This is a genomic window from Chitinophaga sp. GbtcB8, assembly GCF_019091455.1.
Taxonomy (GTDB): domain Bacteria; phylum Bacteroidota; class Bacteroidia; order Chitinophagales; family Chitinophagaceae; genus Chitinophaga.
This window is the reverse complement of record NZ_JAGXJN010000011.1, coordinates 26,311-39,591: the sequence shown is the minus strand read 5'-3', so window position 1 is coordinate 39,591 and position 13,281 is coordinate 26,311. Positions and strand designations below refer to the sequence as shown.

General features: G+C 48.9%; 12 protein-coding genes. 3 read left to right on the top strand and 9 right to left on the bottom strand.

Annotated features, from left to right (window positions below):
• Window positions 1–5: 5 nt before the first annotated feature.
• The 5 genes from KVT36_RS12340 to KVT36_RS12320 form a co-directional block, all read right to left on the bottom strand.
• Window positions 6–1,319 (bottom strand): gluconate:H+ symporter, encoded by a 1,314-nt coding sequence (locus KVT36_RS12340; protein WP_217603804.1) that lies wholly within the window; start codon window positions 1,317–1,319, stop codon window positions 6–8.
• 14 nt (window positions 1,320–1,333) lie between these two features.
• The gene (locus KVT36_RS12335; protein ID WP_217603803.1) at window positions 1,334–3,049 is read right to left on the bottom strand and encodes an IlvD/Edd family dehydratase; all 1,716 of its coding nucleotides are present in this window, start codon (window positions 3,047–3,049) and stop codon (window positions 1,334–1,336) included.
• Window positions 3,050–3,231: 182 nt separating this feature from the next.
• The gene (locus tag KVT36_RS12330; RefSeq protein ID WP_217603802.1) at window positions 3,232–4,032 is read right to left on the bottom strand and encodes an SDR family oxidoreductase; all 801 of its coding nucleotides are present in this window, start codon (window positions 4,030–4,032) and stop codon (window positions 3,232–3,234) included.
• Between the two features lie 6 nt (window positions 4,033–4,038).
• Window positions 4,039–4,698: a bifunctional 4-hydroxy-2-oxoglutarate aldolase/2-dehydro-3-deoxy-phosphogluconate aldolase gene (locus KVT36_RS12325; RefSeq protein WP_217603801.1), complete on the bottom strand. Its 660-nt coding sequence runs from the start codon at window positions 4,696–4,698 to the stop codon at window positions 4,039–4,041.
• Between the two features lie 3 nt (window positions 4,699–4,701).
• Window positions 4,702–5,679, bottom strand: a complete 978-nt coding sequence (locus tag KVT36_RS12320; protein ID WP_217603800.1) for a 2-dehydro-3-deoxygalactonokinase — start codon at window positions 5,677–5,679, stop codon at window positions 4,702–4,704.
• 217 nt (window positions 5,680–5,896) lie between these two features.
• On the opposite strand from KVT36_RS12320, the gene KVT36_RS12315 reads away from it, so the two are divergent.
• Complete coding sequence (locus KVT36_RS12315; protein WP_217603799.1) at window positions 5,897–7,189, top strand: amidohydrolase; 1,293 nt, start codon at window positions 5,897–5,899, stop codon at window positions 7,187–7,189.
• On the opposite strand, the gene KVT36_RS12310 is transcribed toward KVT36_RS12315, so the two are convergent.
• The 4 genes from KVT36_RS12310 to KVT36_RS12295 all read right to left on the bottom strand — a co-directional run bounded on the left by KVT36_RS12310 (window position 7,184) and on the right by KVT36_RS12295 (window position 11,367).
• Window positions 7,184–8,089 carry a hypothetical protein gene (locus KVT36_RS12310; RefSeq protein WP_254639965.1) on the bottom strand — a complete coding sequence of 302 codons (906 nt, stop codon included), beginning with the start codon at window positions 8,087–8,089 and terminating at the stop codon, window positions 7,184–7,186. The two genes, KVT36_RS12315 and KVT36_RS12310, sit on opposite strands and share 6 nt — an antisense overlap.
• 175 nt (window positions 8,090–8,264) lie before the next feature.
• Window positions 8,265–8,699 (bottom strand): nuclear transport factor 2 family protein, encoded by a 435-nt coding sequence (locus KVT36_RS12305; protein ID WP_217603798.1) that lies wholly within the window; start codon window positions 8,697–8,699, stop codon window positions 8,265–8,267.
• Window positions 8,700–8,750: 51 nt separating this feature from the next.
• Window positions 8,751–10,808 carry an acylase gene (locus KVT36_RS12300; RefSeq protein WP_217603797.1) on the bottom strand — a complete coding sequence of 686 codons (2,058 nt, stop codon included), beginning with the start codon at window positions 10,806–10,808 and terminating at the stop codon, window positions 8,751–8,753.
• A 61-nt stretch (window positions 10,809–10,869) separates the two neighbouring features.
• The gene (locus KVT36_RS12295) at window positions 10,870–11,367 is read right to left on the bottom strand and encodes a DUF4251 domain-containing protein (RefSeq protein WP_254639964.1); all 498 of its coding nucleotides are present in this window, start codon (window positions 11,365–11,367) and stop codon (window positions 10,870–10,872) included.
• 42 nt (window positions 11,368–11,409) lie between these two features.
• Here KVT36_RS12295 and KVT36_RS12290 point away from each other — a divergent pair, with 42 nt between their 5' ends.
• Together KVT36_RS12290 and KVT36_RS12285 are read left to right on the top strand one after the other, a co-directional pair.
• On the top strand, window positions 11,410–12,327 hold the full coding sequence (locus KVT36_RS12290; protein WP_217603796.1) for an alpha/beta fold hydrolase: 918 nt from the start codon (window positions 11,410–11,412) through the stop codon (window positions 12,325–12,327).
• A gap of 127 nt (window positions 12,328–12,454) precedes the next feature.
• Complete coding sequence (locus KVT36_RS12285; RefSeq protein ID WP_217603795.1) at window positions 12,455–13,081, top strand: TetR family transcriptional regulator C-terminal domain-containing protein; 627 nt, start codon at window positions 12,455–12,457, stop codon at window positions 13,079–13,081.
• Window positions 13,082–13,281 lie beyond the last annotated feature (200 nt).

Below are 13,281 nucleotides of genomic sequence, written 5' to 3'. Positions count from 1 at the left end.
ATACGTTATACAAACAGGTGCATGATCAGCACCCCGAATAAGCCTGTAATGGAAACAATGGTTTCCATTAATGACCAGGAACGGAACGTATCGTTCAGGGAAAGATTAAAATATTCTTTGAACAGCCAGAAACCGGCGTCATTTACATGCGAAAAGAAAAGGCTGCCCGCGCCAATGGATAATACCATCAGGCTGGGATTTACGTGCAGCTGCCCCATCATGGGAGCAATAATGCCTGCAGTGGTTAAACCTGCTACCGTAGCAGATCCCAGTGCCACACGTATCACGGCTGCAATTATCCAGGCCAGCACCAGGGGCGGTATGCTCCAGCTTTGTAAGGCCACAGCTATCTGAGTGCTTACACCGCTGTCTATAAAGATCTGTTTCAGGATCCCGGCGCCGCTAACGATCAGTAACACCATGGCCACATCCTTCACTGCATCTGTATAAATATTCATTATCTGCTGCATGGTTTTACCCATGTTAATGCCTAAGCTGAAAGTGGCAATAATAATCGTGATCAGCATTACGATGCCCGGCTCACCCAAAAAGGTAAGCAATGTTTTAAAAACACCTTCTTCCGGCAGCATAAACAGCAGGATGGTGGTAACGATCAGCATCATAACCGGCAGCAGCGACGATAACAGGCTGTTGAACACACCCGGCAGCTGGTGTTCCGGTAACGGCTCTACGTTAAAGCTGGCCAGCGGTTTGGCTTCCAGCTTTTTGATGGTTTTTGAGAACACGGGTCCAGCCAGTATTACAGCCGGTATGGCTATTATTACACCATAGATCAGCGTAAGCCCCATGTTGGCGTGGAACTGCCCTACCAGCGCCGCAGGCGACGGATGCGGCGGCAGGAAACCATGTGTAACCGATAAGGACGCCAGCATGGGCAAACCAACATACACGGCGGGTAATTTGTATTGATACGCCACAGAAAAGATCAGAGGAATGATCAATACAAAACCTACATTATAAAACAGCGGTATACCAATAATAAACCCGGTAAGCATCAGGGCCCACTGGATATATTTTGCACCGAATAATTTCATTAACACCGTAGAGATGCGTTGCGCAGCACCGCTTTCCGCTACCAGCTTGCCTAACATAGCCCCTAATACGATCACCACTATCAGCGATCCCAAGGTATCGCCAATGCCTTTGTATATAGATGACGGGATGTTGTTCAAGGGTATGCCCAGCAATAAACCCGTGATCACAGACACCACCAGGAAAGCCAGGAAGGCATTAACCTTACCCCAGGAGATCAGTAATATCAGCGCAACAATACAAAGGAAGATGATCAATAAAGTCATAGTAGTTGTAGATTTTAATGCGAATCCCTGCTTACTTCTGATCCGGAGCCGCCTACCAGGAAGTCAAAGTCGGCGCCTTTATCGGCCTGCAGCACGTGGTTTACATACAGGCTTACATACCCGCGGTTCATAAGCTGGGCGTCTTTTCCCCAACGCTGGCGGCGTTGCTGCAATACCTCGTCCGGCACATCCAGGTGCAGGCGGCGGCCGGCAACATCCAGCTCAATAAAATCACCATTCTCTACCAGCGCCAGGTTACCGCCAATAGCAGATTCCGGAGATACGTGCAGCACTACGGTACCATAAGCAGTACCGCTCATGCGGCCATCGGAAATACGCACCATATCGGTAATACCTTTGTCCAGCAGCTTTTTGGGCAGGGCCATATTGCCTACTTCCGGCATACCGGGATAACCTACGGGGCCTACACGTTTTAAAACCATTACACAGGTTTCATCAATATCCAGCGCAGGATCGTCTATGCGTGCATGATAGTCTTCAATAGTTTCAAATACCACGGCGCGGCCACGGTGCTGCATGAGTGCAGGCGTAGCGGCAGAGGGTTTTATTACGCAGCCGTTTAACGCCAGGTTGCCTTTTAATACAGCAGTACCGGCTTCAGGGATCATAGGCTGCTCCATGGGGTAGATCACATCCCGGTTATAACAGCTGCAGGTATCCGTAATATTTTCTGCATGCGATTTACCGGTAACAGTAATGGTATCCATATGCAGGTGCTCTTTTAGCTCATTAATGATCACGGGCAAACCACCGGCATAATAAAAATCTTCCATCAGGTATTTACCGGAAGGCATCAGGTTTAACAGCAGCGGAATACGGCTGCCCAGCTTATCAAAGTCTTCCAGGTTCAGCTCCACGCCTATTCTGCCGGCAATAGCCGTAAGGTGAATAATAAAATTGGTGGATCCGCCTACTGCTGCATTTACTTTTATAGCATTCTCAAATGCCTGCCGCGTAAGGATCTTGGACATTTTCAGGTCCTCCTTCACCATTTCCACAATACGGCGGCCGGAAAGATGGGCCAGCACTTTTTTGCGGGAATCAACCGCCGGGATGGCGGCTGCGCCGGAAAGTGTCATACCCAGGGATTCTACCATACAGGCCATGGTAGAGGCAGTGCCCATAGTCATACAATGCCCGGCGCTGCGCGACATACAGCTTTCGGCAAACAGGTAATCCTTGGGCGTCATATTGCCCTTTTTCATTTCATCAGCAAACTTCCATACGTGCGTGCCGGAGCCAATTTGCTGCCCCTGGAAACGGCCATTGAGCATAGGCCCGCCCGGAACCACAATGGTAGGCAGGTCCACGCTGGCAGCACCCATTAAGGTAGAGGGTGTGGTTTTATCACAGCCGGGCAGCAGCACCACCCCCTCCACCGGGTTACCGCGACTGGATGCTTCCGCATCCATACTGGCCAGGGTGCGGAACAGCATGGCTGTGGGTTTCAGCAGGGTTTCGCCCAGCGACATGATCGGGAACTCCACGGGAAAACCACCCGCTTCATATACACCGCGTTTCACCACTTCTGCAATATCGCGCAGGTGCGCATTACAGGGCGTTAGCTCTGACCAGGTATTACAAATGCCGATCACAGGACGGCCATCAAATAGATCTTCCGGGAAACCCTGGTTCTTCATCCAGCTCCTGTAAATGAAGCCCATCTTGTCTTTTTTTCCGAACCAGTTCGTACTTCTGTATGTAGACATTACTATATCCGTTTATACGTTAACGTGGAAACTGCCTTTCTTTCTAAATTGTTGTCAATGCCAACTTACAAAAAAAAGCCTCCTTTTTTCTAAAAAATTGAAGACCGGCAGAGATGCTGATCTGCAACAATATATGTGTCATCAGCTCCGCCTGTATAACACCTGCAGGCCGGCTGCGGTGATCAGGTATTGTAATACTTACGCATCATACGTTCGTATGTACGTTCGGGTAAGCATTTTTTCAGGATCACGGAAAATTTCTCTATGGGTTTGCCCACACGGTAATAACGTTTCACGTAAGGCGAGTTAATGATCTTTTCTATGACCGGGCCAAAATGCTCTGCCGGCAAACCATGATCTATGCTGGCATCTATGGTTTCATATACACGCTCAAAGCTGGCTTTGTAGGGAGAATCTGCCGGCACCTGCGTTTTAATACGGTTGGCATTAATATCCGTATGCACGGCGCCAGGCTGCACGCAGCAGGCTTGTATGCCATAAGTGCCCGTCTCTAACCGTAACGCCTCTGTGAAACGGTCCACAGCTGCCTTGCTGGCGCTGTACACGCCCCGGTAGGGCAATCCCGCTTCTGCTGCGATGGAGCTGATATTAATGATCAATCCTTTACCCTGGCTGCGCATATGCGGCAGTATGGCCTGGCAGGTACGGATCACCCCAAACACATTGGTGTCAAATGTTTTCTGCACATCCTGCAGCGACAGGTATTCCGCCACACCGGCAATGCCCACACCAGCATTATTGATCAGCACATCTATCCGCGGCTGCTCCTGCAAAATAGTCTGGATGGCCTGTTGTATGCTGGCTTCGTTACAAACATCCATCACCAGGGTACGGAATTTTTTTCCTTCCTGCTGAATGCTGCGGGAAGTGCCGTACACTGTAAATCCTTTTTCAGTAAGATAGTTTCCAATGGCCGCGCCTAATCCGGCAGACGCGCCGGTAATGAGTACTACTCCGGGCATGTAATGTTATTTGTTGTTAAGGTTATTTCTATAGGTATTATATCGTTCCACCACCTGTTTGAATATATTGGAAAGCGCTTCCCACTCCCCTTCTTCTATCAGCTGCCGGGAAAACAGCTGGCTGCCCATGCCCAGCCCTTTAGCGCCTGCTTCCAGGAAATCCGTAAAATTATCCGGTGTAACACCACCCGTAGGCAGCAGCTGCAGGTAATCCATAGGCGCCAGCACTTCTTTGATATAGGAAGCACCCAGCTTTGTGGCAGGGAACACCTTCACCATAGTAGCGCCCAGGTGCCAGGCTTTATAGATCTCTGTAGGCGTATAAGCACCGGGAAATACAGGCACCTTTGCCTGTAAGCAGGCGCTGATCACCTCCTCCTGTAAAATGGGTGTTACAATGAACTGCGCGCCGGCTTCAAGGGCCTTTTCCAGGTCGTCCGGCGTGCAAACCGTACCGGCGCCTATGTTCAGCTGCCCTCCAAAATCCTGTACCAGCCGGGTAATGGTGGTAAGGGCTTCTTCTGAGTTCATGGTCACTTCCAGCGTAGTTAACCCGGCTGCGTGGTAATACCGCGCCAGCACCGGCACCGTTAACGGCGGTACATTGCGCAGAATGCCCACAATGGGCATCTGGTCAAACAACGCAGGTGAAAAAGTATGTGACATTGCTTAGCTGTTTAACTGGTTAAAGATCCTGTACTGCCCGCGGATCACGGCTTCCTCCGTCCATGCGGCGGAAAACACCACCACATTGGTTAATCCTAATACCGATAATGCCGTAGCATATCGTTGCTGCAAGTGAGCGCCACCACAAAGGTACAGGGTGCCGGGGTCTGTAAATAATAATTCCTGCAGCTCTGCCCCTATCAAAAGGCCGCTCAGGTAATCCAGGTTTTCCACAGGCGTAAAGCTGCCGAATAAATGATGCGTTCTTACACGGAAGGCGGCATGCAGCAAAGGTAAGGTTACCGCATCCTGCACGCCCTGGCTGAAAGAGCTGTTGGTAGTAACAATAAGCGGGGCTTCATGCCCCGCAACGGCATCTTTGAGTATGCTCTGGCGGCGCAGCAGCTCAAACAGCTCGCCGGTCATAAAGGTTTTGAATTCCACGGCCTGCCGCTCCTTTACCTGTATGTGTTTGGAATGGGTGCCCGGGAAAATAAAGGTCCCGGAATCGGCCAGCGCCAGGTCATTGCTGATGCAGCCTACCAATTGTGTTTCCTCCCCGCGCATTACATCCAGCTTGCTGCGCACGCCGGAGATCAGGAAAGTTTCATGGGGAAAATCTGCGGTGGGCGCTACATAATGCGTATGCACATTGGCGCCGTCCACGCTAAAGGGCAGGGTGCCGTAAGGCAGCTCCAGCATACCAATGGAAGAAGAAGCCATCCCGGAAATAATAACCGGCACCTGCTCCAGCGTATAGCCGATACGTTGCTCAATAGCGGTAATGGCGTTATGGATCACCTGCAGATAAAATTCCCATCTGCCGGCACGGTCCCGCGGGCCACCGGACTCCCAGGCCCGGCAGGTAGGGGCAATGCCCTGGCCGGAAATTTCGGATGCCAGTATGTCCAGATCCAGCGCCTGCACTAATCTTAACCGAAAGGAGGAAGTACCCCAGTCACAACTTAGAAAGGTAGTCATGGGGGAAAATTACGAATTATCAATTATGAATTACGAATTGAAGACGTTTTGTTAATAACAGGATCTTATAATTCCGGGTAGAAGGTATTTTGTAGTTGATCTATTTTTTATACCTTATACACTTTTAGCCTTATTTATACATACCAACCTCATTTACGCGCTACATCATCCGTAATCCGTAATTGACAATTCGTAATTCACCAAAATCTACTCGTTTATGCGAAACCAGCTATTCCTCCTGGCACTTATCTCCCCTATCCTGGCTTTGGCGCAGGTTAAAGAGTTGGATCAGCGTGTTGCCGGTGTAAAAGATTCCGTAGTGTCCTGGAGAAGGCAGCTGCATCAGCACCCGGAACTATCGAACCGGGAATACCAAACCGCTGCTTTTGTGGCGGCCCATCTTAAAAAACTGGGGCTGGATGTGCAAACCGGTGTTGGCAAAACCGGCGTAGTAGCCATTCTAAAAGGCGGTAAGCCAGGTCCGGTAGTAGCTTTGCGGGCAGATATGGATGCCCTGCCCGTATATGAAAGAGCTGACCTGCCGTTCAAATCCACCGACTCGGCTGAATACCTGGGCCAGCTGGTGCCGCTAATGCATGCCTGCGGGCACGATTCCCATATAGCCATACTGTTGGGTACTGCTGAAGTATTAAGCAGCCTGAAAAAAGATATACCCGGCACCGTGAAGTTTATTTTTCAGCCGGCAGAAGAAGGCCCTCCCGGTACGGAGGAAGGCGGTGCGCCTTTAATGATCAAAGAAGGTGTGATGGATAACCCGAAGGTAGATGCCATCTTTGGCCTGCACATTAACTCGCAAACGCCTATTGGTAAAGTGAAATATAAGTCCGGGGCGGAGATGGCTTCCAGTGACTGGTTCGTGGTAAAGGTAAAAGGCAAGCAGTCGCACGGCTCACAGCCCTGGAGCGGTATTGATCCCGTGGTAGTGGCCGCGCAGATCATACAGGGCTTCCAGACCATTGTAAGCCGGCAGGCAGAGCTTACCAAAGCGCCGGTGGTGATCACTGTTGGAAAAATTCACAGTGGCGTACGCAGTAACATTATTCCCGAAGAGCTGGTGATGGAAGGCACCATCCGCACGCTGGACAGTAAAATGCAGCAAATGGTGCATGAAAAAATGAAGCTGATGGCCACCCATATTGCAGCTGCATCCGGCGCCACCGCAGAAGTAAGCATTGATACCAAAACCAAGGTAACTTATAATGATCCCTCATTGGTGAAATTAATGGCGCCTTCTATTGAAGCTGCCGCCGGTAAAGAGAATGTATATGAAACCGACTGGACCACCGGTGCGGAGGACTTTTCTTTCTTTGGAGATAAAGCGCCGGCTTTCTTCTTTTTCCTGGGCGGTATGCCTGCCGGGCAGGATCCTGCCAAAGCAGCCGCACACCATACACCTGATTTTTATATAGATGATTCCAAGCTGGATGTAGGTGTGAAAGTATTTTGTCAGCTGGTATTTGATTATGCAAAGGTGAAGAAGGGCTTATAGCTCCTCTACCTGCCCCGTTATTACATTATACACCGGTAAGCCTTTAATCAGGTTATACCTGCTTTTCCCGCTCAGGTAAGTAAGGTTCCCATTCACATCCCTGCTTTCCCGGAATTTGGATTGCACGTAACCTTCTTCCACGCTCCTGGGCACAAGGCTGCCCAATCTTTCTTTTTTTACAAAGTAAGCATTGGTGCCAACAGAATTGGAGCCCACAAAAGCATAACCCTTTTCTTCAGCCAGTAAACATAATGCCTTCAAAGAGGTGCCAAAGTAAAGGTTACTGTAATGCGCTTTTGTGCGAATGAAATCCGGCTTATAGGGCACGGTAATAGCCCGCTCAGACCCCAGCACGCTATTGTATTCAACAATTACAATGGTGGGGTTTACTACGTTAATGGCTTTCCAGATCCAATAGTCATTGCCATCAATATCTATGCTCAATAACCCGATCTCACCTGAAAGCCCGCTGGAAGAGATCAGCTCATTAATATTCTCACTGGTAATAAATGCGCAAAGGGTAGTCAGGTCATGCTGGTAGTAGATATCATCTGTTTTTATGAAATTAATATGCTTCTCTGAGCCATCAATGACCAGACCAGACCAGTTATCATTGACCAGTAAGAACCGGGTATTGGATTCAATATAGTTCTCTACACCAAACTCCACAAATGTGTTGTCGGAGATCTCAGCTTTGCTTATTAAATATTGAATGATGCCGTCATCACCGGTTTGAGAGAAAACCCGGAATTCGGTTTCAGCCAGGTCACTGACCTGCTGCAACGCCTTATTTTGCCGGGAAAGCATTTTCCCGAGCAATAAAAGGTCCGCTTGTTGTGTCTTTCTTGATTTATATACAGAATGGGTAAAAATGCTAAGGAGCCTTTTTATCTTTCTCATTGGGGGGCTTTAAATATTTATGGTTACCTGGTGTATTCTGAATATTTAAAGTAGTTAATTATTACCAAAGAGAAAAATTTGACAGGTTCTGGTCAATGCTGCGCTACATTAAAATGCCTGAAAAGGGCTGCTGAAGCCCCTTCCAGGCATTTAACTATTAATTATTCATTCTTAATTATTTCACCGGCTCCTTCACGGCCTGCCTTGCCAGCAATTTCCATTGACCGCCTTCTTTTGCCCATACCAGCAGCACGCGTAAATGCACGGTGCCGGGTTTGCCGCCGTCGTTGGTTTCCGCATCCAGCACGTGGCGTACAATAGCGGTATTACCTACTATGGCAATGGTTTGGCCGCTAAGGTCTATCTTAACAAAATCAGATTTTCCGCTTACAATGTTCCCTACAAAAGTAGCCTTGTCTTCCAGGTTACCATTGGAATGCCCGTAGCTCAGCTTGTCGTCAGACACTTTTTCCAGCGCGGCCTTATCACCATCTACCATAGCTTTGCGCAGGTTTTCTACCGCCTGCGTAACGGCTGTTTCGTCCCTGGATTGTGCATAGGAGAATTGTAACAGCAAACACACAACGGGGAATAATAAAAGACGTTTCATTCGTAATTTTTTTTGTGTCTTAAAAATGATGATCCCCCAATATAATAAATATTAAGGTGTTTCTCTTTCTTCCAGGTGTTCCATTACCTCGCTGCGCTGCAGCCAGGGGCTGCGCATTTTCTTTTGCGACAGCAGCTGCAGCTGGTCGCCCAGGTGTTTGTTACCCGGCTGGGTGGCATTGCCATAGCTCAGCAATACCTGCGCTTTCAACGGTTTGCTGAACTCCACAATGGCTACATAACTATCTCCCCCTGAAGCGGTGTATTTTTTATCCTCATCCTCATTGTAATTGATCACCCGGAAAATACCATAGCGGCCGGAGCCGCCGTTACCGGCATAATCCCGGTTATTGAAGCGGAAGCGGGCCAGGCTGCCCCAGGGCACATCCAGGCGGCCAAATTGCTGTTGCATTTCAGCGGCAGCTGCTGCCAGCAGCTTTACTGCGCCGGCAGGGTCTTTCAGACCGGCCGGTGTGGTTACGGGATGTACCGGATCAAAAGGCGTACGGATCATGCCCGGCTTCAGCTTATCAAACCAGTGGGTAAATAACAGCGCGCCGGTGCTGGCAGTATCTGTGGTCCGGTCCCATTGCTGTAATACAGCGGCAGCACGGGTGGCGGCAGTATCGGGGTATTGTTTTACGGCAGCCAGCAGCTCATCCAGGTAACGGTCGGCTGCTTCCATGCCGGTATTGTATTTATCAGCTACCAGCTCCCCGTAGGTAATGGAGCTATCTTTCCGGATCATATTCAGCGCTCTTTGCGGGCGCAGGCCCGTACCACGGGGAGCCATATACGAAGGATACTGGGCGGGATCCAGCACGGCGGGGTAAGTACAGGTCCAGGGCGGATCATTGGCATTCTGTAAAAAACCGGTGGATGGGTTATGCAGCTTGGGCAGATCTTTATAAGGGTGCGTTTGCTGCCAGATGCAGGCGCTTTGGCTGCCATCTACCGGCTGCTGCCAGAAATCCCAGTTGCCCTGCGCGCGTACCGGTACATTACCTGCAAAGAAGTAATTAATATTGCCGGCATCATCAGCATACATTACGTTAAACATGGGCAGCTGCATCAGCTTCAGCGCGGCCTCAAACTGTGCCCAGTTCTGTGCCGCGCCCATCTGGTGCCACTGGTACATCATATCCGGGCGCTCCATGCCGGCAATACGCACGGCATAGGCATCGCCCTTCTTTCCCATTATTACCGGTCCCTGTTTGCTGTATCTCAGGGCTATGGTTTGCGATTGCAGGCTGCCATTATCCTGCCTTACTTTTAACGTAATGCTCTTTTGTATGAACCGTACCGGTTTATTATCCAGCATATATGTATTGCTGTCTTTCAGCTGCAGCGTATAGCGGTCAGAGGCGTCAATGGTGTTCACGGTATGTGTCCAGCCCAGGTGCGCATTAAATGCAATGGCCAGGGCAGGCATCCCTATTAACGTAGCACCGTAAGCGTTATATCCCGGCCCGCTTAGCTGCGCCTCAAAAAAAAGATACAGGTCTGCCCAGGGCAAATGCGGGTTGGCCAGCAGCATAGCATTACGGGAAGCGGAACGGGATGGCCCGATGGCAATGGCATTGGAGCCACGCCCCGCCACCTGCATGGTTTCATCAATATCATCCATAGCCAGGAACTGTATGTACAATACCCGCAGGGCATGCGCCGTAACATCAGTGGGCTGTATCGGCAGCACCTGCTTAAATTTTTCACCAATAGCTTCCGGGTGCGCTTTGGCATAAGCATTAACGCCTTTTACAAAAGCATCCAGGCAGCTTTTGAAAACCGGGTTTTGCCGGGCATAATGTTCTTTAGCCAGCTCCGGTATGTTGAATAAATGAATGATCTCGTCACGGAACAGGTTCTTTTCTCCCCAGTATTCAGCACTACGGCCCCTGGCCTGTCCATAGAGCTGCAGCAGCAGGTTGGCATGGTTGTGCATTTGCGCCCAGCCAAAACCATAATACATATCTGCCAAACTTTTACCATATACATGCGGCACACCATAGGTATCCCACAATACTTCTGTTTTAGGCGGCTGTTGGGCACAGGCAGTAGCTGCAAATAATAAAATGAGGATAGCAAACATCCGGCTTTTGAGGAAATGCATGTATTATATGTTTATGAGGGTTAGGGTTACTGAAAAATGGTTATAGGGATGGGAAATTACATCATTTCTTCAAATATTTTCGTGGTTCCCTCTCCGTTATATAACCGTTGAACATAATAGGTTGCCGGTTATTGCTGGTTACCTGCAGGGTGCCGTAACCATCTTCAGAAAGCATCAGCACCATTTGCCGTACATCATCTGCATCTTTTGGGCTGATCTGTATATTCCAGCCTCCTTTTTTTGCGTTATTTACCGTGTAATCAAATTTACGGGAGGTGAACTGGATACCGCCCTTGCTGGGATCCAGCGGCGCCGTATAGGCACGGCCAAAGTATGGCAGGTAAGTGATCACAGAATCTTTGGCAACCTTCACCTCATACTCGCTGGTAAGCTGCCGCGTGCGGCCGCTCATAGGCAGGGCTGTTTGTGCTTTAAATACATAGGACTGGCTGGCTACCAGGTTTTTTATCTTGTCTTTTTTATTATCCTGGGCAAATAGCTGGCCGCAGCAGGTAATGGCCATTATTAAAAAGAGGCTTCCGTTCAAAAACTTTTTCATAACACTGTTCTTTTCCTAAATTTACACCAATTGCCATAATTTATGAAAACCGTTCTGTTACTGTTAGCCATCCTGCTGTTGGCCCATCCCATGCATGCACAGCAAATGGATTCTCTTCAATATGCCCAGGGATATTTGTACTATCATACTTACGGTACCGGCACCCCGGTAATAATTTTAAGCGGTGGCCCCGGCAACTCTTATTTGCAGCAGGAGGAAGTAGCCATTACATTAGGTACATCCTACAAAAGCATTTTATTGGAGCAAAGAGGTACCGGCCGTTCTATTCCTACGCCTTTTGATTCAACCACTATTACCCTGCAGGCGGAGGTGGAAGATGTAAAACGCCTGCTGGATCATTTGCACATTCAGCAGGGCATTATTTACGGGCACTCCTGGGGCGCTATGCTGGCTATGTGTTTTGCGGCAGCGCATCCTGAACGGGTAAGAACACTGGTGCTGGCTAACCCGGGTTATTATAAAATATCGGAGGAGAATTTTGCAGTACATGTTGCCAACCTGCGGGTACGGCTTGGCTTAACAGACCTGCAGCTACTGGATACGCTGACAAAAAAAATGGACGATGGCCGTGCCAGCGCCGCAGATTCTCTTGAGCTGGATAAGCTGGGGCGCCTCTCTTACATTTACAATAAAAGTATGCTGGACAGTCTGCTGAAAAAGATAAACGCCGGTAAACCAAACATAAAAATGCGGCAGCTGCTGATTCGGGACCTGTTCCGGGTGCACTATGATGTAAGCAAAACCCTGCCCCGTTACAAAGGCCCCATTCAGGTGATTGCCAGCCGGCAGGATGCGCTAGCCTTTTATGCCTATGACCTGAAGATCATACGCCCTTCTATTCAGCTGCACTGGATCCAGGAATCCGGCCATTTCCCCATGTTTGAGCAGGCAAAACCGTTTTATGACACTTTGTTTACGGTACTGAAGACCGTCCGCTAGTTTTTAGCGTTTATTTAACATCCGCGCAACATCAAATTCGCGGCTGCCTGTTCATTATCCACCGTCTTGGTGTAATTTTGTAAGGCTTGAGAACCCCCTATGCCCAAAACGCTTAAAACTTTCAAAAATGGACAAACAACAGCTACGCGACGCTTATAAATTATACTGGCTGGAGAATGGCAAACCACCTGTTTCCGTATATGCTTTTTGCAAGATGGTAAGCCTGCCGGAACCGGCTTTTTATGATCTTTACAGCTCCCTGGAAGCAGTGGAAAAAGATATATGGCTGGGTATTTTTGAAGATACTATTAACCAGCTGCAGGACGATGAGATCTACCGGAACTACTCCGCCCGCGAAAAGCTGCTCACTTTTTACTTTATGTGGGTGCAAAAGCTGAAAGCCGACCGTAGCTACATTCTGCTGCAGCAGGACAAATTCCGCTTCCCTGTCTTACACCAGGGCCAGCTGGAAACCTTTAAAAAGGCCTTTTACAAATACGTGGAAGACCTGGTGAAAGAAGGTTACCAGACCAGCGAGATCAAGGAACGCAAATACATTTCCGACCAATACGTACATGGCTTCTGGGTACAGGCGCTGTTTGTGCTCCGCTACTGGATCAACGACAGCAGCGAGCGTTTTGAAATGACGGATGCCGCTATTGAAAAGGCTGTTCACCTGAGCTTCCAGCTGATTGCTTCCAATACGCTGGATAGCCTGTTTGATTTTGGCAAATTTATGTTCACGGGAAAATGAATTGATTTACGATTTTAGATTTGATTGAAGCGGATTATTTTGGGGACCATAAAATAAAAGTCCTGTTCATACGTCAATCAGGTAAGATCGTATTCCTGAAATACTTCTTGTGATGCCAGAGAGCTGTTCTTGTGGCCAGCTAATCGTAAATCTAAAACCTGATTGAACTATAAAAAGTAACGATGTACATTTTAGAAGAT